Raw genomic sequence first — 20,195 nt, forward strand, 5'->3', positions numbered from 1 at the left:
ATTCCGAGTACCTCACCCCAGTGAGTACGGCCCGCCGCGTCACAGCCGCGGGTCGACCGGCTCGGACTCCATCGCGAGGACCCCGAACACCGGCTCGTGCACCCGCCACAGCGGCTCGCCCTCGGCCAGCCGCGCCAGCGCCTCCAGCCCCAGGGCGGACTCGCGCAGCGCCATCGAGCGCTTCTTGCCCAGGAACCGGCGGCGCAGCACGTCCAGCGACTCGGTGTAGTCGGGCCCGTAGATGATGCGCAGGTACTCCCGGCCGCGCACCTTCACCCCGGGCTGGATCCGCCCCGGCGTGTACACGGCCGGTTTGACCACCATGCCCTCGCCGCCCGAGGCGGTCAGCTCCTCCCACCAGCGCACCGCCGCCGCGCGGGACTCGGCCGAGTCGAGCGAGACGAACATATGCCTGGTCGGCGTGATCAGCTCCGAGTCGAGCAGGGCCAGCTTCGCCAGGTGCCAGGCGTGCGGCTCGACCGCCGTGGCCTGCCCGAGCTGGTCCCCGCCGCCGTGGGCCAGGATCTGGAACGGCGCCAGCCGTACCCCGTCGAGGCCCTGGACGGGCCAGCAGTAGCGCGCGTAGGCGGCGCGGAAGAGGGCGGCGTTGTCGTGGCGGCGGCGGGTGCGGGCGGTGAGCGCGGTCACGTCCAGGCCGCGCCCGGCCGCGCGCTCCAGCAGCGCCACGGCCTCGGGCAGCGCGGCGGAGGCGGCGGCGCCGACGGAGGCGTACTGGCTGCGGATCAGCTCGCCCGCCTTGGCCGACCAGGGCAGCAGCTCGCAGTCCAGCACCACCCAGTCGGCGCCCAGCTCGCGCCAGAGCGGCTCGCAGGCCGCGCGCAGCCGGTCGACCAGCTCGCTCCCGCGCGCGTCGTCGAAGAAGGGCCGCCCGGTGCGCGTGTACACGACGCCGGTGGCGCCGTCCGCGACCCCGAACCGCTCGGCCGCGACCTCGGGCGTCCTGGCCAGTACGGCGACCGCCCGCGACCCCATGTGCTTCTCCTCGCACACCACCTCGCCCACCCCGGCGGCGGCGAACTCCTCGAACGCCTCGTGCGGGTGCTCCAGGTAGCCGTCCAGCGAGGAGGTCTCCGGCGGCGCCATGGTCGGCGGCAGGTACACCAGCCAGCGCGGGTCCACGGTGAACCTGCTCATGATCTCCAGCGCGGCGGCGGCGTTCTCCTCCATGATCTTGACCCGGGTGCCGTACCGGGTCTCGACGTGCCTGGTGCCCTGGACGTCGCCGATGTCGAGGGTGCCGGGGTCGCGGTATCCGGGCGCGGTGAGCGGCTTGACCGGCGCGTACCAGACCTGCCGCGCCGGGACCGAGACGATCTCGCGCGACGGGTAGCGCAGCGCGGTCAGCTTCCCGCCGAACACGCAGCCGGTGTCCAGGCAGATGGTGTTGTTCACCCATTCGGGCCTGGTGGTGGGGGTGTGGCCGTAGACGACCATGGCCCGGCCCCGGTACTCCTCGGCCCAGGGGTAGCGCACCGGCAGGCCGTACTCGTCGGTCTCGCCGGTGGAGTCGCCGTACAGCGCGAAGGCGCGCACCCGGCCGGAGGCCCGGCCGTGGTAGGGCTCCTTCAGGCCCGCGTGCGCGACGACCAGCCGGCCGCCGTCGAGCTGGTAGTGGCTGATCAGGCCGTCCATGAAGGCCGTGGCCGCCTGGACGAACTCGGGCGGCTCGGCGGCGAACTGCTCCAGCGACTGCTCCAGGCCGTGCGCGACCTTGACCTTGCGGCCCTTGAGCGCCTTGACCAGCTTCTCCTCGTGGTTGCCGCGCACGCAGATCGCGGTGCCCGCCGCCACCATGCCCATCACCAGGCGGACCACGCCCGGCGAGTCGGGGCCCCGGTCGACCAGGTCGCCGACCAGCACCGCGGTACGGCCCTGCGGGTGCGCGGCGGTGACGGCCCGGCCGTCCACCCGGGTGATCTCGTAGCCGAGGGTCTCCAGCAGCGTCTCCAGCTCCGCGCGGCAGCCGTGCACGTCGCCGATGACGTCGAAGGGGCCGGTCAGCTCCCGCTTGTCGGTCCACGCCTTGGTGTAGGAGACGGTGGCGGCGTCGATCTCCTCGACGCCGCGCAGCACGTGCACCTTGCGGAAGCCGTCGCGGCCGATCTTCCCCATCGACCTGCGCAGGTCCTTGCGCTGGCGGATGACCACGCCCGCGCCGAAGTCGCGGCCCGGCCGGGTCTCGTTGCGGGCGATCGCCACCTCCTCGGGCACGTCCAGGACGATCGCGTCGGCGAGCACGTCGTGCGCCCTGGCCAGCTCGATGAGCTTCTGGCGCGGGCCGTACTGCACGCTGGTCGCGTCGACCACGGTCAGCAGGCCGCGGGCCAGCCGCATGCCGACGATGTGGTCCAGCAGCTCGAACGCGGCGGGGGTGGCCGACTGGTCGTTCTCGTCGTCGGCGACCAGACCCCGGCAGAAGTCCGAGGAGATGATCTGGGTGGGGGCGAAGTGCCTGGCGGCGAAGGTCGACTTGCCGCTGCCCGAGACGCCGACGAGCACCACCAGCGAGAGCTCGGGCAGGCTGATGTCAGTGCTCATGGGTGAAGACTCCCATCTGGGTGGGCGGGCCGAGCTCGGGGTCGGCCTCTCCGACGGGGGCGAAGGCGACGCGGTAGCCGTACTCCGCGGCGACCCTGGTGGCCCAGGCGGTGAACTCGGCGCGGGTCCACTCGAAGCGGTGGTCGTTGTGGCGCAGACCGGTGAGGAACTCGTAACGCGGGTTGTACTCCACGTTGGGAGTGGTGACCAGCACGTGCGCGGGCTTGGCGTGGCCGAACACGACGCGCTCCAGCGCGGCCAGGCGCGGCGGGTCGACGTGCTCGATCACCTCCATCAGTACGGCGGCGTCGTAGCCGGCGAACCGCTTGTCGGTGTAGGTGAGCGCGCCCTGGAAGAGGGTGAGCCTGGCCCGCTTGGTGTCGGGCATGCGGTCCAGCTTGAGCTTGCGGGCGGCGATGGCGAGCGCGAGCGGGGAGACGTCGACGCCGGTCACCCTGGTGAACCTCGGCCTGCCCAGCAGCGCGCCGACGAGCTGGCCGGAACCGCAGCCGAGGTCGATGACGGTGGCCGCGCCCAGTTCCTCCAGCTTGGCGAGCACGGCCTCGCGGCGCAGCGTGTTCAGCGGCACCGCCTTGGGCTCCTGCTGGGGCTCGGGGGCCGGCTCCTCCTCGACCGCGGGCTCCAGGGCCTCCTCGGTCTCGTCGCCCAGCTCGGCCAGCCGCGCGAACGCGGTGCGCGCCAGGGTGGGCCGCCGCCCGAGGTAGCGCCGGGTGATCAGGCCCCGCTCGGGATGCCCGCGCAGCCAGCCCTCCCCCGCCCTGATCAGCTTGTCCACCTCGTCGGGCGCGATCCAGTAGTGCTTGCCGTCGTCGAGCACCGGCAGCAGCACGTACAGGTGGTTCAGCGCGTCGGCCAGCCGGACGCCGCCGCGCAGCTCCAGCCGCACGTACCGCGAGTCACCCCACTCGGGAAACTGCTCGTCCAGCGGTACGGCCCGCGCCTCGACCTGCCAGCCGAGCGGCTCGAACAGCCGCCGGGCCAGGTCGGCGCCGCCCCGGCAGGGCATGGCCGGCAGGGTGATCTCCAGCGGCAGCGCGGCGGCGGCCAGCTCGGGCCGCGCGTTGCAGCGCCCGGCCCGCGCGGTCCGGAAGACGTCGCCGATGGCCACGGCGAGCAGGGAGGAGGCCGCGTACGGGCGGTCGTTGACGTACTGCGACAGGCTGAAGTCCGGCGAGGTCCTGCCCCGCGTCCGGACCAGCGCCACCGGGTCGACCTCGAGCATGAGCGCCGCGGTGCAGCGTTCCTCTGACGCCTCTGGATAGAACACCCGGGCAGTCCCGTAGGACTGGCCGAACTCCTGCACCCGGTCGGGGTGCTTGTGCAGCAGGAAACCCAGCTCGGTGGCGGGCCGGACGGTGGTCGAGATCGTCAGAAGCACGCCCCACAGTGTGCCGTACCCGATCAGACCACCGCCAAGCAAATATATCTCTCAGACGCGGGGCAGCACCTCGGCCGCGATCAGCTCCAGGTGCTCCCGGTCGGCCAGGTCCATCACCTGCAGGTACATCCGCTCGGCGCCCAGCCCGGCGTACCCGCCGATCCTGTCGATCACTTCCTCGGGGGTGCCCGCGAGACCCCCCTCGCGCAGCGAGCCCAGGTCCTGGCCGATCGCCGCCGCCCGGCGCTCCAGCTCCGCCTCGTCCCTGCCCACGCAGACCGTCAGCGCGACCGAGTAGACGAGGGTACGGCCGGCGGCCGCCTGCCGTACCCTCTCGAAGGCCTGCCGGGTGTCCTCCAGGCCGCGGAAGGGCACGTTGTACTCGTCGGCGTAGCGTGCCGCCAGGCGCGGCGTGCGCTTGGCGCCGACCCCGCCGATGATCAGCGGCGGCCTGGGCCGCTGGACCGGCTTGGGCAGCGCGGGCGAGTCGACGAGCCGGTAGTAGGCGCCCTCGAAGGAGTAGGACTTCTCCGCCGTCCAGAGCCCGGTGATGATCTCCAGTTGCTCCTCCCAGCGGGCGAAACGCTCGGCCTGCGGCGGGAAGGGGATGCCGTAGGCGGCGTGCTCGGCGGCGTACCAGCCGGTCCCGAAGCCCAGCTCGACCCGGCCGCCGCTCATCTGGTCCACCTGGGCGACGCTGATCGCCAGTGGCCCCGGCAGCCGGAACGTCGCGGGCGTGACCAGGGTGCCCAGCCTGATCGTGGAGGTCTCCCTGGCCAGAGCCGCCAGCGTCAGCCAGGCGTCGCTCGAACCGGCCCCCGGGTCCCCCGGGCGGATCCTGGCGTAGTGGTCCGACCTGAAGAACGCGTCGAACCCGAGCCGCTCGGCGGCCTGGGCGACGGCGAGCAGGTCGTCGTAGGTCGCGCCCTCCTGGGGCTCGGTGAAGATCCGTAGCTTCATGGCATCCATTATCCGGTCACACCGGACGTCATCCGGAGAATGCCCACGCGAGCACTCTGCCGCTTGCTAGCGTTCATCGCCTAAGCACTGTGTGTAGTCACCTTGCCACGTAAGGTGGCGTCGAGAGGGTGTGGTCACGATGCCGGTGGCCGACGACCGTCCCCCCGCCGGGCACGAGCGCGAGCCGGGCATCCCGCCGCGCCCCCTGGTCGCGCTGGCCGCGCTCGCGCTGCTGGGCACGACCGCCCTGGCGATCTGGTGGCTGCCCGCCGAGGCCACTCCCGAGTGGGCGCCGCCCTCCCCCAAGCCGCCCACCCGCTCCCCGGCCACCTCGTCCCACAGCGCCGTCCCGGTGGCCCGGACGGCCTCCACGGGCCCGGCCGGGTTCCTGACGCACGTCGACACCGCGCGCACGCCCGGCCTCGACCTGCTGGCCACCTCGGCGCGCACCGGGGTGCGCTGGTTCACCCTGGGCCACCTCACCGCCGGGGACACCCCGTGTGCCCCCCGATGGGGCGGGGTGGTCGAGCCCGGCGACAACCCGGTGGCCAACCGGATCGGCAGGCTGCGCGCCGGAGGCGGTGACGCGGGGCTCAGCTTCGGCGGGGCCGGCGGGCGGGAGCTGGCCTCCTCGTGCACCGACCAGGCCGCGCTGACCGGCGCCTACCGGCGGGCGGTAGGGGCGTTCGACGCCGCCTACGTCGACTTCGAGGTCCGTGACAGCGCCGAACCGGGCACCGTGCTGCGCAGGGCGCGGGCCGTGCGGTCGCTGCAGCGCGAGACGCGCCTGCAGGGGCGGCCGTTACGAGTCACCTACACGCTGCCGCTCGGGGCCGCCGGGCTGTCCGAGCCCGACCTGCGGATGCTGCGCACGACCAGGGCTGCGGGAGCCGACATCGGCACCGTGAACCTGCTGGCCGTGATCGAGCCGCCGAGCGCGTCCGCGGACCGGATGCGGCACCTGGCGACGGCCGTGCGGGCGGCGCACCGGCAGGTGGCCGGGGTGTTCCCGACCGCGTCCGAGGAGGAGGTGTGGCACCGCCTGGCGCTGACCGCGGTGCTGGCGGGGCGACGGGACCTGAGCGTGGCCGACGCGGGCAAGCTGTCGGCCTTCGCGGCCAGGACCGGCCTGGCCTGGCTCTCGCTGCGCGGCACGACCCCGGAGCCCGCCGCCGCCCAGGCCCTGTGGGCGAGCCGCTCCTGAGCCGGAAACGCCGAAAGCCTCGCACATCCGGAGATGTGCGAGGCTTTCGCTGTGGTGGCCGGGGCAGGATTTGAACCTACGACCTTCGGATTATGAGCCCGACGAGCTACCGAACTGCTCCACCCGGCGTTGCGGTCTTGCAGGAACAACATTACCGGACCTGGAGAGTCCTCGTGACATCGCGCGAATGGTAGCACTTTGACTACTTTGGGTAGTTGTTTGATCGTGGTGGTACGACGGGGGCTCGGCTTCGGGGGGACGCTCGTCGCCGTGCTGTTCTTCTGCGCCGCGCTCACCCCCTCCCTGCTGCCCAGGACCTGGCAGATGCAGGGGGTCATCGGCGGCATCACCGCCGCGCTCGGCTACGCGGTGGGGGCGACGCTGGCGGCGGCGCTGCCCGCCCGGTGGCAGGTCCGCAACCGGCGGGCCGCCTGGCAACTGCTGATCGCGATGTGCGCGCCGCTGACCGCCGCCGCCCTCTTGTACAGCATCGGCTGGCAGCGCGACCTGCGCAGGCTCATGGGCATGGACACCGCGATCAGCTGGTCGGCGCCGGTGATCCTGATCGTCGCGGCGGCCGTGTTCGCGGCGCTGCTGCTCTTCGCGCGGACGATCCGGCTGGGCGGACGGAAACTCGTCCACTGGCTCGACCGGTTCATCCCGGTGCCGGTGGCGCACGCGCTGGGCGTGCTGATCGTGGCCGCCCTGGTCGCCGTCTTCGCCAACAGCGTGCTGTTCAACGGCTTCATCAACGTGATGAACGACATCTCCTCGGTCACCAACCGCACCACGGCGACCGGGATCCGCAGGCCGGTCTCGCCGCACGTGTCCGGCGGGCCCGGCTCGCTGGTGCCGTGGCACTCGCTCGGCAAGGAGGGTCGCAGCTTCGTCGCGACCGCCTCCGGCCGGGAGGAGCTGGCCGCCTTCGCCGGGCCGGGCGTGACCGTCGCCGAGCCGATCAGGGTCTACGTGGGGCTGCACTCCAGCACCTCGCCCCGGGAGCAGGCGGCGCTGGCCGTACGCGAGCTGGAGCGGACGGGGGCCTTCGGGCGTCCCGTGCTGGCCGTGCTCGGCACCACGGGCACCGGGTGGGTGGACCCCGCCATCGCCGACTCCCTGGAGCTGATGTACCGGGGCGACTCGGCGGTGGTCGCCCTGCAGTACTCCTACCTGCCGAGCTGGGTGTCGTTCCTGGTCGACCGGGGCAAGGCGGCCGCGACGGGGGCGGCGCTGATCGAGGCCGTGCGCGCCAGGTACGCGACGCTGCCCGCGGACGGCAGGCCCCGGCTGCTGGTGTCAGGCGAGAGTCTCGGCAGCTACGAGCTGGAAGGCGCCTTCGAGGACCTGGCCGACCTACTGGCCGAGGTGGACGGGGCGATGCTGGTGGGGCCGCCCGACGCCAACCCGATCTGGCAGGAGGTGACCGCCGCGCGGGAGCCCGGCTCGCCGGTGTGGCGGCCGGTCTACCAGGACGGGAGGACGGTCAGGTTCGCGCAGTATCCGGCCGACCTGCGCGCCCGGCCGGGGCGCCTGCGGGTGGTGTACCTGCAGAACGCCTCCGACCCGGTGGTCTGGTGGTCGCCGACGCTGGTCTACGACAAGCCGGAATGGCTGACCGGCGAGCGCGGGCCGGACGTCAACGACCAGATGAACTGGTTCCCGCTGGTGACGTTCTGGCAGGTGCTCGGCGACCTGCCGGGCGCGATCACCGTACCGGCCGGGCACGGGCACCACTACGGGGCGATCATCGCCGACGGCTGGGCGGCGATCGCCGCGCCGCCCGGCTGGACCGCCGCCGACACCACCCGCCTGGGCTCCTACCTGGCCACCAGCAGCGCGACGCACTCCACGTGGTGAGTCATCGGGAAGGCGTCGAAAGCCCGCAGATCGGCCAGGCGGTAGCCCCGGTCGCCGAACCAGGCCAGGTCGCGGGCCAGCGTCGCGGGATCGCAGGAGACGTAGACGACGCGGGTGGCCTCCAGCGAGGCGACCCGGTCGACGACCTCGCGGCCCAGCCCCGCGCGCGGCGGGTCGACCACGACCAGGTCGGCGCGCTCGATCTGGAAGCGGTCCAGCGCGTCCTCCACCTTGCCCCGCTCCACCGTGGCCCACGGCAGGTCGCGCAGGTTGGCCCTGGCGTCGCGGACGGCCGTGGCCTCCGACTCCACGCCGAACACCGCGCCCGAGGACCCCACGGCCTCGGCCAGCCCGGCCGCGAACAGGCCCACCCCGCAGTACAGATCGAGCGCCCACTCCCCCGGCTCCGGCGCGGCGAAGGTCAGCACCGCCTCCAGCAGCGTCTCGGCCGCCCCCGGGTGCACCTGCCAGAACCCGCTGCCCGACACCTGGAACTCGCGGTCGCCGACCTGCTCGTGCAGCATGCCGGAACCGCGCCTGGCCTCCACCTTGCCCTTGCCCTGGTTGACCAGGATGGAGGCGGGCGCCTCCAGATCGGGCACGGTCACCGTACGGCGCGGCCTCGGCGTGACCACCACGGCCCGGTTGCCGCCGGAGGAGGCGATCACCTCGACGCCCGCCGCGCCCCGCCAGTTCTGCAGCTCGGCGCCCACGGCCTCGACCTCGGGGTGGGCGATCAGGCAGGCGTCCACGGGCTGCACGTCGTGCGAGCGGTGCTTGCGGAAGCCCAGCTCGCCGTCGGCGCGGGCGGCGAACTGCACGCGGGTGCGCCAGCCCAGGCCGTCCTTGGCGCCGGGCACCTCCTCGACGACCACCTCGCGCTCGATCTTGGCCAGCCGGCGCAGCTGCTCGGCGACCACCTCGGCCTTGAGCCTGCGCTGCGCCTCCAGCGTGGCGTGCTGCCAGTCGCAGCCGCCGCACATCCCCGGGCCCGCGTAGGGGCAGGGCGGGGTGACCCGGTCGGGCGAAGCCTCCAGGATTCGTACGGCGTCGGCGCGCAGGAAGCGGGCGTTCTCGGCCTTCTCCGACGGGATGATCTCCGCGATGACGCGCTCGCCTGGGAGCGCGTGCCGTACGAAGACGACTCGTCCTTCGTGCCGTGCCACACACCAGCCGCCGTGCGCGACCGGTCCTACCGTCAACTCCAGAGATCCCTGTTCCACCTGGACAGACTATGCCTTCGTACGGTCCTCTTCCGCGACCTCGTGCCACGGGCGGCGCACGGACCCGGGCGCGGAGGGCTCGGGACGGCCCTTGAGCCGGTCGGCGGAGCGCAGCTGCCAGGGCACGCTGGTCACCATCACACCCGGCTTGAACAGCAGCCGCGCCTTGAGCCGCAGCGCGCTCTGGTTGTGCAGGAGATGCTCCCACCAGTGGCCGACGACGTACTCGGGGATGAAGACGGTCACCACATCCCGCGGCGAACGGCGGCGCAGCGACTTGACGTAGTTGAGGATCGGCTCGGTGATCTCCCGGTACGGCGAGTCCAGCATCTTCAGCGGCACCGGGATGCCCCTGCGCTCCCACTCCTCCTTCAGCGCCCGCGCCTCGGCGCCCTCGACCCCGACCGTGATGGCCTCCAGGGTGGAGGGGCGGGTGGCCCGCGCGTAGGCGAGGGCGCGCAGCGTCGGCTTGTGGATCTTGGAGACGAGCACGATGGCGTGGTTGCGCGCGGGCAGCATCGACTCGTCCACCTGCTCGGTCACCTCGAGCTCGGCGGCCACGTTGTCGTAGTGGTGCCTGATCCCCTTCATCATGAGGAACAGGATCGGCATCGCGATGCACACGATCCACGCCCCGACCATGAACTTGGTCAGCAGCACGACCACCAGCACGACGGAGGTCATCACCGCGCCGAAGAAGTTGATCACCCGTGAGCGGTGCATCTGGTGCCGCGTCGACGGGGTGGTCTCGGTCTTCAGGTGACGGGTCCAGTGGATGACCATGCCGGTCTGGCTGAGGGTGAAGGACACGAACACGCCGACGATGTACAGGTTCAGCAGGCGGCTGACGTCGGCCTGGAAGCCCCACAGCAGCAGGCAGGCGCCGAGCGCCAGGATGACGATGCCGTTGGAGAAGGCCAGCCGGTCGCCGCGGGTGTGCAGCTGGCGGGGCAGGTAGCGGTCCTGGGCCAGGATCGAGCCGAGCACGGGGAAGCCGTTGAAGGCCGTGTTGGCGGCCAGGAACAGGATGAGCGCGGTCACCGCGGAGATCACCACGAACAGCAGCGAGCCGCCGCCGAACACCGCGTCGGCCACCTGGGCGATGATCGGCTGCTGGTAGTAGTCGGGCCCGGCGGGCTGGCCGTTGATCAGGATGTCCTTGCCGGGATGCTCCGACACCTTCACGCCTGAGGCCAGGCCCAGGGCGATGATGCCGCTGAACATGGTGATCGCCATCAGGCCCATCATGAGCAGCGTGGTGGCGGCGTTCTTGCTCTTGGGCTTGCGGAAGGCGGGCACGCCGTTACTGATCGCCTCGACGCCGGTGAGGGCCGCGCAGCCGGAGGAGAAGGCGCGCAGGATGAGGAAGGCCGCCGCGAACGAGGTGAGGTCGGTCTGCTCGGCCACGATGCCGTAGTCGGCGGTCGGCGCCTTCAGCTCGTCGCCCAGGACGAGCGTGCGGAAGCCGCCCCACAGGATCAGGCCGATCACCGAGAACATGAACGCGTACGTCGGGATCGCGAATGCCGCGCCGGACTCCCGGATACCGCGCAGGTTCACCACCGTGAGCAGCACCACGATGCAGATGGCGACCAGCGGCTTGTGCTCGGCCACGAACGGGATCGTGGCGCCCACGTAGTCCACGCCGTTGGCCACCGACACCGCGACCGTCAGCACGTAGTCGACCATGAGCGCGCTGGCCACCGTGAGGCCCGCGTTCTTGCCGAGGTTGACCGTGGCCACCTCGTAGTCGCCGCCGCCGCTCGGGTAGGCGTGCACGTTCTGCCGGTAGGAGGCGACCACGGTGAGCATGACGACCACGACCGCCGCCGCCACCCACGGGCTGTAGTGGTAGAAAGAGACGCCCGCCAGGGACAGGATGACCAGAATCTCCTGCGGGGCATAGGCCACCGAGGAGAGCGCGTCGCTCGCGAACACCGGCAGCGCGACGCGCTTGGGGAGCAACTGCTCGTGAAGCTGCCCGCTGCGCAGCGCACGCCCCACTAGGACGCGCTTGACGAGGTCCGTCACCTTTGACACGTCTGCAGAGCCTAGCCCTCCCTTTCCCCCTTGCCGACATGGCGCTCCACAAGCGGTCCATACTGGTGGAGAGCAACCGGCCAACCGCAAACGGCGGGGGAGTATGCATATCGTGATCATGGGGTGTGGCAGGGTCGGATCGACCATCGCCCACATCCTCGAGGACAACGGGCACTCGGTCGCGATCGTCGACCGTGACCCGCAGGCGTTCCGCCGCCTGCGCGCCGGGTTCCGCGGGCGCCGGGTGACCGGCGTCGGCTTCGACCGCGATGTGCTCATGGAGGCCGGCATCGAGTCGGCGGCCGCCTACGTCGCGGTCAGCAGCGGCGACAACTCCAACATCATCTCCGCCCGGGTGGCGCGCGAGACGTTCGGTGTGGACAACGTCGTGGCGCGCATCTACGACTCCCGGCGAGCCGAGGTCTACCAGCGCCTGGGCATCCCCACGGTGGCCACCGTGCGCTGGACCGCCGACCAGATCCTGCGCCGCATCCTGCCCGAGGGCGCCGAGCCGCTCTGGCGCGACCCGACGGGCACCGTGGTGCTGGCCGAGGTCGCGGCCAACCCCGGCTGGATCGGCACCAGGGTCCTCACCCTGGAGGCCGCCGCGGGCGTCCGGGTGGCGTTCGTCAACCGCATGGGCGAGGCGCTGGTCGTCAAGAACGACACCGTGGTGCAGGAGGGCGACATCCTGCACGTGATCGCGGCGGAGAACGACATGGACCGGATCAACAAGCTGCTGGCCGCCGTGCCGGAGGAGGAGCACTGATGCGCATCGCCATCGCCGGCGCCGGCGCCGTGGGCCGCTCCATCGCCGCCGAGCTCCTGGAGAACGGCCACGAGGTCCTGCTCATCGACATCGACCCCAAGGCCATCAAGATCGACAGTGTGCCGCGGGCCGAGTGGCTGCTGGCCGACGCCTGCGAGATCTCCTCGCTGGACGAGGCGGGCCTGGCCAACTGCCACGTGGTCGTCGCCTCCTCCGGCGACGACAAGGTCAACCTGGTGGTCTCCCTGCTGGCCAAGACCGAGTACGGCGTGCCGCGCGTGGTCGCCCGCATCAACCACCCCAACAACGAGTGGCTGTTCAACGAGTCGTGGGGCGTGGACGTCGCGGTGTCCACGCCGAGGCTGCTGAGCGCGCTGGTGGAGGAGGCGGTGAGCGTCGGCGACCTGGTGCGCCTGATGACCTTCCGCCAGGGCCAGGCCAACCTGGTCGAGCTCACCCTGCCCGAGGACGCGCCGGTGGTCGGCCAGCGGGCCGGTTCGGTGCCGTGGCCGGTCGACGCGGCCCTGGTGGCGATCCTGCGCGAGGGCCGCGTCCTGGTCCCGTCCGCCGACGACCCCCTGGAGGCGGGCGACGAGCTCCTGTTCGTCGCCAACCAGGAGGTGGAGGACGAGCTGGCCCAGCTCCTCGCCCCCCACTAGTCGGAAGGGTCCTCGACCAAGGCCGCCAAGGCCGCGGAGCCCTCACGGGCGCGGGGTTCCGTCCGGGAGGACGGCGGCGACAGCCTGGCCAGCCCCGCGGCCGCCTCGTCGTGGCCCGAGCGGGCGGCCGGGTCGCCGCGCATCAGCCCTTCGATGATCGGGCGCAGCAGGCGGGCCCGCCGCATCGGCTCGGGCGGCCCCATGAGGATGGCCGCCATCACCGCGACCGGACTCTGCCGCACGTACGGCGGCGCCCCCTCCACGGCCGTGTAGAGCGTGGCGCCGAGCGCCCACAGGTCGGAGCCGGGCGTCGCGCCGTTCCCCTCCAGCCGTTCGGGCGCCAGGTAGGCCGGTGACCCCATCAGCATCCCGGTGGCGGTCAGCGTCGGCGAGTCGGCCACCCGGGCGATCCCGAAGTCGGTCAGCACCACTCCCCCGCCGTCGAGAAGCAGCACGTTGGCCGGTTTGACGTCGCGGTGGGTGACGCCCGCCGCGTGCGCCGCCCGCAGCGCCTCCAGTACCTTCGCCCCGATGCCCGCCACCTCGGCCTCGGGCAGCGGCCCCTCCCTCTGGACCACGGCCTCCAGGGACTCGGCGGACAGGAGTTCCATCACGATCCACGGACGCCCCCGGTCCAGGACGACGTCGTGGACGGTGACCACGTGCGGATGGCGCAGCATGGCGGCCGTCCTGGCCTCCTGCAGCACCCGCCGGTAGGCCAGCTCACGTTCCCGTTCACCCACCCAGGGCGGCAGCGCGACCTCCTTGAGCGCCACGGGGCGTTGCAGCACCTGGTCGCGGGCGCGCCAGACGACGCCCATGCCGCCTCTGCCGATCTCCTCCGCCAGCAGATACCTGCCGCCGATCAGCCGTTCGGGAGAGTCGACCATGCCTCCGACACTACCCGCCGCCCGGAAGGAGCCTCAGGCGGGCGCGGGCGGGTTCAGCGGAGTACGGCCACGGCCGAGCAGCCAGGCCATCGCCGCCAGCGCGGCCACCTGCAGCGGCCACCCCATCAACACCTTGGCGATGCCGAGCGCCGCGACGGCCTCGTCACCGCCGCCGAAGGCGTAGATGGGCAGTTGCACCGCCACCCGCACCACGCAGGGGATCATCAGGATCCAGGTGAGCCTGACGCACAGCCGCACCACGGCGGGATCCTTGCGCCAGGCGGTGGGGTCGCCGGTGATGGAGCCGATCAGGAAGCCCACGACGGGCCAGCGGGTCACGATGGACAGCAGCATGGCCGCCGAATAGCCGGCGTTGTAGAGGATGCCGGGCAGGTAGACGTCCTTGGCGTCGCCGGTGCGCGAGGCGAAGAACCAGCCGATGCCGATGCCGATCAGGCTGTTGATCACGAACTGCGGCGTGGACCGCTGCACCAGCCGCACCACGAGCAGGACGGCCGCGATCGACACGCTGACGATCAGCGAGAGCTGCAGCTTGCCCATCGAGAGGCTGAAGCCGAGCCATTCCCGCAGGTTGTCGGCGGACAGAAAGCAGACCGTGAAGGCCACGGTGGGGATCGCCGCCTCGACGATGCCGCGCACGCCACCCAGCGCCTTGGACAGTTGGACGCGGACGGCGGCCTCGACGGTGTCGTGCGCGGCTGTTTCGGCCGCGTCAGTGGTACCCACCTGCTCGGTCACGTGGTCAGCTTCCTGTCAGGCGCCTGGGCGCAACTCGTAGCGCGGGTTGAACATGACCTTGCGCCCGTCCTGCATGCTGACCAGGCCTTCGGCCTTGACGATGCGGCCCGGCTCGATTCCCGCGATCTTCCGCCGGCCGAGCCACACCAGGTCGATCACGTCGGAGCCGTCGTAGAGCTCGGCCTCGAGCGCCGGGGCGCCGCCGCGCGGGCGCAGTGTCACCGTACGTAGCGTACCGGCCACGCAGAAGCGCCGCCGTCCGCCACACGAGGCGATCGGGGTCGCCCCCGACTTGTCGACGTCTTCCTGCAGTTCTTGAGCCTCCAGCTCGGACTGGGAGGAGGCCAGCCTGCTGAAGAAACCGCGCAGTCCCCCGCGTTTGTGGGGCTGCTCTGCCGTGCTACTCATGATGCATCAGCCTATGCGATGAACCGTTCAGCGTAGCTCACTGATCTCGGGACCTCTCTTGAAGGGGTTCAGCTTCGGCCCTTCGTCGTCGGCCCCGGCCGCCCTGGCCTCGCTGGGCAGGCGTAGCACGATCGCCTCCTCGGGCGCCATCGGCTCCTCGCCGCGCACGACCACCACGTCGCCGATGACCTCTTCGAGTCTGGCGGCGATGGTCTCGTCCAGGGCGGCGCGCCCGCTGATGACGGCGCGCAGGAACCAGCGCGGGCCGTCGATGCCGAGGTAGCGCACCGGCTGCGGGGTGCCGCCGTCACCGGGCACCTGCCCGAACAGCTCGGTCCCGAACGGGCCCTGCCGCTCCTCGGTGGTGCCGCCCGCGTCCTTGACGCCGGCGGCCAGCTTGGTCCTGACGTCGTCCCACAGGCCGGACCGCTTGGGCGCGGCGAAGGCGTGCAACTGCAGCGCGCTCTCCTGGTACAGGACGATCACTCCGACGGGCTGGTCGCCCGCCACGGCGAGCTGCACGTCGAGATCGGGACTGACGGTGAGCCTGAGCCCGCCCAGGTCGACCCGGTCGGCCTCGGGGTGCGCCTCCTCGGCGTCCCACGGGCCCGACTCGCGCGTCTGCGGCGCCGCGGCCTCCTCGGCGACCTGCTCGGGCTCTTCGCGCCGGCGTCGTCGGAACACTTTCCTCACGCTCCTCGAAGGTTGTCAGCGTCCGGTGGAGCCGAACCCGCCGGCGCCGCGCGCCGAACCGGGAAGCCGCTCCACCTCGTAGAAACGGGCCCGCTCCACCCGCTGGATCACCAGTTGGGCGATCCGGTCACCGCGGCGCAGCCGGAAGGGCTCCTTGGTGTCGGTGTTGAGCAGAGTGACCTTGATCTCGCCGCGGTAGCCGGCGTCGACGGTGCCCGGCGCGTTGACCAGGGTGACGCCGTGCTTGGCGGCCAGTCCCGAACGGGGGTGGACGAACGCGGCGTAGCCGTCGGGCAGCGCGATCGCCAGCCCGGTGCCGACCATCGCCCGCTCGCCCGGCAGCAGTTCCACGTCCTCGGCGGCGCACAGGTCCGCCCCCGCGTCGCCGGGGTGGGCGTAGCCGGGCATCGGCAGCTCGGGGTCGAGCCGGTGGATGAGGACCTCTACTGTCACGGATTCACCTCGTAGTCGTGGTGTTCGGCGGCGAGCACGCCCGCGTCTCCGTGTTCGGCGAAGTGCTCCATGGCGACCTCGATGAACAGCGCGGCGGCGCGGACGGCGACCGGCCCGTCGGGGGCGCCGACGCGCCCCTCAGCCTCAAGGTACGCCTTCCGGCCGGAGACGCCGTTGCACCAGGCGCGCAGGTGGAGTGTCGTGCCCACGGGAACGGGGAGGAGGTAGTCGGTTTCCAGCCGTCCCGTGACATACGGCTTGTGGAACAGCCAGATGGACATGCCGATGACCTCGTCCATGGCCGTGGCCAGCACGCCGCCGTGCGCGAGTCCGGGCGCCCCCTGGTGCGCCTCGCCCACCGTGAACTCCGCCGAGACGGTGATCCCGTCAGGGGTGACGGCCTTCAGGTGCAGCCCGGTGGGATGGTCGGCGCCGCAGCCGAAGCAGCGGCTGTAGTGCGCGCCGAGCGAGGCGCCGGCCGGCGGGGCGTCGGGGTGGGCCTTCGGCTGTTCGGCGCCGGGCGGCGGGGTGGTCACGGAGGAACGAGTCACGGAGGACGACATTACCCCTTGGGCTGCGCGGATTCGCCGTCCGGCGGCACAGCCGGGGTGGGAGGTGGCACAGGTGGAGGGATAGCCGGTGGTTTGTGCCTGAGTTCAGGTATCGCCCGGTAGATCACGGCCGCCACCGGTACGGCCACGGCCGCCCCGGCGATCCCGGCCAGGATGCCGCCCACGGCCAGCACCAGGATGATCGCCAGCGGGTGGAAGTTGAGCGCCCGCCCGACGATCAGCGGCTGCAGCACATGGTTCTCGAGCTGCTGCTCGACGATCAGCACGATGAGGAAGATCAGCGCCTTGACCGGCCCGGCGGCGCCCAGCGTGACCAGCGTGGCCACGGTCCCGGCGAAGAAGATGCCGACGATCGGGATGAAACTGGCCAGGAAGATCAGCACGGCCAGCGGCACCCACAGCGGCACGCCGAGCCCGGCGAGCACGATGCCCATGATGACGCCGTGCACGGCGGCGACGGCGACGGTGCCCTGCACATAGTGCGAGATGGTCAGCCAGGCCGTGCGTCCGGCCCGGTCGACTCTGGGCGACATCCGGCCGAACCCCTTGAGGAACCACGACCAGATCCGGTCGCCGTCCTTGAGCAGGAAGAAGGTGACGAACAGCAGCAGCACGATGGAGGCGAGCACCTCGACGGCGACCTGCCCGGCGGTGAGCACGGTGGTGGTGATCGCGGCGCGCTGCAGGTCGAGCTGTTTGAAGATCTCGTCGACCCACTGGGTGAGCTGCGTCTCCTTCAGGTGCAGCGGGCCGGTGATCAGCCACTGCTGCACGTCGCTCACGGTCTTCTGCACCTGCTCCACCAGATGCGGCCACTCGTCGTTGGCGCGCGCCCCGACGATCCAGCCGGTGCCGAAGATCGCGGCCAGCGCGACCAGCATGGTGATCCAGGTCGCGTAGATCGGCCGCAGGCCGGCGTTGCGCAGGGTCCTGGTGAGCGGGAACAGCAGGGCGGTCAGCAGCAGGGCGATCGCCACCGGCAGCGCGACGAAGCTGAGGCGGGCGATGACCTGAACGAAGAAGTAGACGACCACGCCGACGACGATCAGGCACACGCTCCAGGCGGCCACCTTTGCCAGGGTGGGCGGTACGAGCTTGGTGGATCGGTCGGAGAACACGTGTTCAAGACTGGCACGCCGCGAGCCGGAACGCGCGCGGATATCCGGCCGAGGAATGATCGGGTCAGGCGATGGCCGAGGGGCAGGGCGGGCCGTACCCCTCGGCAGGGTCAGCCGAGCAGGACGTCGACGGTGAGTTCCGCGCCCTGCTCCAGGACGAACTCCTCGACCGCGCCGGCCCCGCACAGGTCGTCCTGCGCGAGCCTGATCAGGGCGGCCTCGGGGCCGGTGACGGTCAGCCTGGAGACCTCGGCGCGCATCGACAGCCTGGCCTCCGACTTGGCCTTGCGGACGCGGCCGAGCACCTCGGAGGCGACCGTGAGCACGGCTGGGTCGCCGGGGCCGGGGTCGGCGGCGGGCCACGGCGCCAGGTGCACCGAGCCGTCCCGCCACCAGGACCAGACCTCCTCGGTGACGAACGGCAGGAACGGCGCGAACAGCCGCAGCTGGACCTCCAGCGCCTGGCGCAGGGCCGCGTGCGCCGAGGCGGCGGCCGGGCCGGACTCGTAGGCGCGGGCCTTGACCAGCTCCAGGTAGTCGTCGCAGAAGGCCCAGAAGAACCGCTCGACGGCCTCGATGGCCCTGGTGTGCTCGTAGGCCTCCAGCGCCTGGGTGGCCTCACCGACCGTGGCGCCCAGCGTGGCCAGCATCGACAGGTCGACCGGCTCGGTGACCTCCCCGCCGCCGTCGCCGAGGGCCAGGACGAACTTCGACGCGTTCAGGATCTTGATGGCCAGCCGTCGGCCGATCTTGAGCTGGCCGGCGTCGAAGGCGGTGTCCACGCCGTAGCGGCCGTTGGCCGCCCAGTAGCGGACCGCGTCGGAGCCGTGCTGCTCCAGCAGGCTCATCGGGGTGACCACGTTGCCCTTGGACTTGGACATCTTCTTGCGGTCGGGGTCGAGGATCCAGCCCGAGATGGCCACGTCGCTCCACGGCACGGTGCCGGACTCCAGGTGCGAGCGGGCCACGGTGGAGAACAGCCAGGTGCGGATGATGTCGTGCGCCTGGGAGCGCAGGTCCATCGGGTAGACCCGGCCGAACAGGTCGGGGTCGCTCTCCCAGCGCCCGGCGATCTGCGGGGTCAGCGACGAGGTGGCCCAGGTGTCCATCACGTCGGGGTCGCCGGTGAACCCGCCGGGGACGCCGCGCTGCTCCTCGGTGTAGCCGGGCGGCACGTCCGAGGACGGGTCGATCGGCAGGGTGTCCTCGGCGGGCGCGATGACCTCGTCGTATCGGATGCGTCCCGAGTCGTCCAGGCGGAACCACACCGGGATGGGCACGCCGTAGAAGCGCTGGCGGGAGATCAGCCAGTCCCCGGCCAGGCCCTCGACCCAGTTGTCGTAACGCACCCGCATGTGCGGCGGGTGCCAGACCAGCTCGCGCCCGCGCTCCAGCATCCGCTCGCGCAGCTCGCGGTCGCGGCCGCCGTTGCGGATGTACCACTGCCGGGTGGTGACGATCTCCAGTGGCTTGTCGCCGCGCTCGTAGAACTTCACCGTCCGCCGCACCGGGCGCGGGTCGCCGTCGAGGTCGCCGCTCTCCCGCAGCATCTCCACGATCCGCTCGCGCGCCGAGTGCACGGTCTTGCCGGCCAGCTCCTTGTACGGCCCCGCCTCGACGCCCGCGGGCGGCTCGGCCAGCAGCCGCCCGTCCCAGCCGAGCACCGGCCTGGTGGGCAGGTCGAGCTCACGCCACCAGGTGACGTCGGTGATGTCGCCGAAGGTGCAGATCATCGCGATGCCCGAGCCCTTGTCCATCTCGGCCAGGCGGTGCGCCAGGATCGGCACCTCGGCGCCGAACAGCGGGGTGAGCACGGAGGTGCCGAACAGCGGCTTGTAGCGCTCGTCGTCGGGGTGCGCGACCAGCGCCACGCACGCGGGGATCAGCTCGGGCCTGGTGGTCTCGATCCAGACCGGGCCCTGGTCGCCGTAGAAGGAGATCCGGTGGAAGGCGCCGGGCCACTCCCGGTCCTCCAGCTCGGCCTGGGCGACGGCGGTGCGGTCGGTGACGTCCCACAGGGTCGGGGCCTCGGCCTGGTAGGCCTCGCCGCGCGCCAGGTTGCGCAGGAAGGCCCGCTGCGAGACGGCTCTGGCCCGGTCGCTGATCGTGGTGTAGAGCAGCGACCAGTCGACCGACAGCCCGACCCGCCGCCAGACCTCCTCGAACGCCTGCTCGTCCACCTCGGTCAGCTTGTGGCACAGCTCCACGAAGTTGCGCCGCGAGACGGGGATCTCCCGCTTGCCCGGCTTGTCGGGCGGGACGAAGGCCGGGTCGTAGGGCAGCGAGGCGTCGCCGCGCACGCCGTAGACGTTCTGCACGCGGCGCTCGGTGGGCAGGCCGTTGTCGTCCCAGCCGATCGGGTAGAAGACCGTCTTGCCGGTCATCCGCCGGTAGCGGGCCATGATGTCGGTGTGGGTGTAGGAGAAGACGTGGCCGACGTGCAGCGAGCCGGAGACGGTGGGCGGCGGGGTGTCGATCGAGTAGATCTCCGCACGCGTCTTCGACCGGTCGAAGCGGTAGGTCCCCTCGGCCTCCCAGCGCGATACCCATACCGACTCCAGGCCATCGAGAGTGGGTTTCTCGGGCATGGGGGCATGAGGCGGTCGCTGCTGAGTCATGCCTCCTTATGGTA

17 protein-coding genes and 1 tRNA gene are annotated in these 20,195 nt (G+C 71.8%); 4 read left to right on the forward strand and 14 right to left on the reverse strand.

Features of this window, described 5'->3' with window-relative positions; genetic code table 11:
* Positions 1–39: 39 nt before the first annotated feature.
* The 3 genes from ABZ911_RS19650 to ABZ911_RS19660 are packed head-to-tail and all read right to left on the reverse strand — an operon-like array spanning position 40 to position 4,918.
* On the reverse strand, positions 40–2,559 hold the full coding sequence (locus ABZ911_RS19650; RefSeq protein WP_358057205.1) for a polynucleotide kinase-phosphatase: 2,520 nt from the start codon (positions 2,557–2,559) through the stop codon (positions 40–42).
* A complete protein-coding gene (locus ABZ911_RS19655) occupies positions 2,549–3,958 on the reverse strand; it encodes a 3' terminal RNA ribose 2'-O-methyltransferase Hen1 (protein WP_358057208.1) in 1,410 nt (469 codons plus the stop codon). Before ABZ911_RS19655 ends, ABZ911_RS19650 begins: the two co-directional genes overlap by 11 nt.
* 51 nt (positions 3,959–4,009) lie before the next feature.
* Positions 4,010–4,918: an LLM class F420-dependent oxidoreductase gene (locus ABZ911_RS19660; RefSeq protein WP_358057211.1), complete on the reverse strand. Its 909-nt coding sequence runs from the start codon at positions 4,916–4,918 to the stop codon at positions 4,010–4,012.
* 139 nt (positions 4,919–5,057) lie between these two features.
* Between ABZ911_RS19660 and ABZ911_RS19665 the strand changes: the two genes are divergently transcribed.
* Positions 5,058–6,122, forward strand: a complete 1,065-nt coding sequence (locus ABZ911_RS19665; protein ID WP_358057214.1) for a hypothetical protein — start codon at positions 5,058–5,060, stop codon at positions 6,120–6,122.
* A gap of 52 nt (positions 6,123–6,174) precedes the next feature.
* Here the strand turns inward: ABZ911_RS19665 and ABZ911_RS19670 are convergent.
* Positions 6,175–6,251, reverse strand: a tRNA-Met gene (locus tag ABZ911_RS19670).
* A gap of 96 nt (positions 6,252–6,347) precedes the next feature.
* On the opposite strand from ABZ911_RS19670, the gene ABZ911_RS19675 reads away from it, so the two are divergent.
* A complete protein-coding gene (locus ABZ911_RS19675) occupies positions 6,348–7,979 on the forward strand; it encodes an alpha/beta-hydrolase family protein (RefSeq protein WP_358057217.1) in 1,632 nt (543 codons plus the stop codon).
* Here ABZ911_RS19675 and ABZ911_RS19680 read toward each other — a convergent pair.
* Together ABZ911_RS19680 and ABZ911_RS19685 are read right to left on the reverse strand one after the other, a co-directional pair.
* Positions 7,940–9,202: a class I SAM-dependent RNA methyltransferase gene (locus tag ABZ911_RS19680; protein ID WP_358057220.1), complete on the reverse strand. Its 1,263-nt coding sequence runs from the start codon at positions 9,200–9,202 to the stop codon at positions 7,940–7,942. The genes ABZ911_RS19675 and ABZ911_RS19680 overlap by 40 nt on opposite strands.
* A 9-nt stretch (positions 9,203–9,211) precedes the next feature.
* Positions 9,212–11,242, reverse strand: coding sequence for an APC family permease (locus ABZ911_RS19685; protein ID WP_358057223.1), 2,031 nt, complete (start codon positions 11,240–11,242; stop codon positions 9,212–9,214).
* Between the two features lie 103 nt (positions 11,243–11,345).
* Between ABZ911_RS19685 and ABZ911_RS19690 the strand changes: the two genes are divergently transcribed.
* Positions 11,346–12,011 carry a TrkA family potassium uptake protein gene (locus ABZ911_RS19690; protein ID WP_358057226.1) on the forward strand — a complete coding sequence of 222 codons (666 nt, stop codon included), beginning with the start codon at positions 11,346–11,348 and terminating at the stop codon, positions 12,009–12,011.
* Entirely contained in the window at positions 12,011–12,670 is a 660-nt protein-coding gene (locus ABZ911_RS19695) for a TrkA family potassium uptake protein (protein ID WP_358057229.1), read from the forward strand. The genes ABZ911_RS19690 and ABZ911_RS19695 overlap by 1 nt, the downstream gene beginning before the upstream one ends.
* On the opposite strand, the gene ABZ911_RS19700 is transcribed toward ABZ911_RS19695, so the two are convergent.
* The 8 genes from ABZ911_RS19700 to valS form a co-directional block, all read right to left on the reverse strand.
* Positions 12,667–13,560: a serine/threonine-protein kinase gene (locus ABZ911_RS19700; RefSeq protein ID WP_358057232.1), complete on the reverse strand. Its 894-nt coding sequence runs from the start codon at positions 13,558–13,560 to the stop codon at positions 12,667–12,669. The genes ABZ911_RS19695 and ABZ911_RS19700 overlap by 4 nt on opposite strands.
* 33 nt (positions 13,561–13,593) lie before the next feature.
* The gene (locus ABZ911_RS19705; RefSeq protein WP_358057235.1) at positions 13,594–14,319 is read right to left on the reverse strand and encodes a DUF3159 domain-containing protein; all 726 of its coding nucleotides are present in this window, start codon (positions 14,317–14,319) and stop codon (positions 13,594–13,596) included.
* 15 nt (positions 14,320–14,334) lie between these two features.
* Positions 14,335–14,727: an OB-fold nucleic acid binding domain-containing protein gene (locus tag ABZ911_RS19710; protein WP_358057238.1), complete on the reverse strand. Its 393-nt coding sequence runs from the start codon at positions 14,725–14,727 to the stop codon at positions 14,335–14,337.
* Between the two features lie 27 nt (positions 14,728–14,754).
* A complete protein-coding gene (locus ABZ911_RS19715) occupies positions 14,755–15,411 on the reverse strand; it encodes a DUF3710 domain-containing protein (protein WP_358057241.1) in 657 nt (218 codons plus the stop codon).
* Positions 15,412–15,435: 24 nt separating this feature from the next.
* Positions 15,436–15,873 carry a dUTP diphosphatase gene (gene dut / locus ABZ911_RS19720; protein WP_358057244.1) on the reverse strand — a complete coding sequence of 146 codons (438 nt, stop codon included), beginning with the start codon at positions 15,871–15,873 and terminating at the stop codon, positions 15,436–15,438.
* Entirely contained in the window at positions 15,870–16,424 is a 555-nt protein-coding gene (locus ABZ911_RS19725; RefSeq protein ID WP_358057247.1) for a PaaI family thioesterase, read from the reverse strand. The genes dut and ABZ911_RS19725 overlap by 4 nt, the downstream gene beginning before the upstream one ends.
* 11 nt (positions 16,425–16,435) lie before the next feature.
* Positions 16,436–17,563 carry an AI-2E family transporter gene (locus tag ABZ911_RS19730; RefSeq protein ID WP_358057250.1) on the reverse strand — a complete coding sequence of 376 codons (1,128 nt, stop codon included), beginning with the start codon at positions 17,561–17,563 and terminating at the stop codon, positions 16,436–16,438.
* Positions 17,564–17,673: 110 nt separating this feature from the next.
* The gene (gene valS / locus ABZ911_RS19735; protein ID WP_358057253.1) at positions 17,674–20,181 is read right to left on the reverse strand and encodes a valine--tRNA ligase; all 2,508 of its coding nucleotides are present in this window, start codon (positions 20,179–20,181) and stop codon (positions 17,674–17,676) included.
* Positions 20,182–20,195: the final 14 nt, after the last annotated feature.

It is taken from the genome of Nonomuraea sp. NPDC046570 (genome assembly GCF_040645915.1).
Taxonomy (GTDB): domain Bacteria; phylum Actinomycetota; class Actinomycetes; order Streptosporangiales; family Streptosporangiaceae; genus Nonomuraea.

Excerpts from the sequence above, each read along its gene's own strand:
- ABZ911_RS19650 (WP_358057205.1), bottom strand. The coding sequence starts at position 2,559 with ATGAGCACTGACATCAGCCTGCCCGAGCTCTCGCTGGTGGTGCTCGTC.
- ABZ911_RS19660 (WP_358057211.1), bottom strand. The coding sequence starts at position 4,918 with ATGAAGCTACGGATCTTCACCGAGCCCCAGGAGGGCGCGACCTACGAC.
- ABZ911_RS19665 (WP_358057214.1), top strand. The coding sequence starts at position 5,058 with ATGCCGGTGGCCGACGACCGTCCCCCCGCCGGGCACGAGCGCGAGCCG.
- ABZ911_RS19690 (WP_358057226.1), top strand. The coding sequence starts at position 11,346 with ATGCATATCGTGATCATGGGGTGTGGCAGGGTCGGATCGACCATCGCC.
- ABZ911_RS19695 (WP_358057229.1), top strand. The coding sequence starts at position 12,011 with ATGCGCATCGCCATCGCCGGCGCCGGCGCCGTGGGCCGCTCCATCGCC.
- ABZ911_RS19700 (WP_358057232.1), bottom strand. The coding sequence starts at position 13,560 with ATGGTCGACTCTCCCGAACGGCTGATCGGCGGCAGGTATCTGCTGGCG.
- ABZ911_RS19710 (WP_358057238.1), bottom strand. The coding sequence starts at position 14,727 with ATGAGTAGCACGGCAGAGCAGCCCCACAAACGCGGGGGACTGCGCGGT.
- valS (WP_358057253.1), bottom strand. The coding sequence starts at position 20,181 with ATGACTCAGCAGCGACCGCCTCATGCCCCCATGCCCGAGAAACCCACT.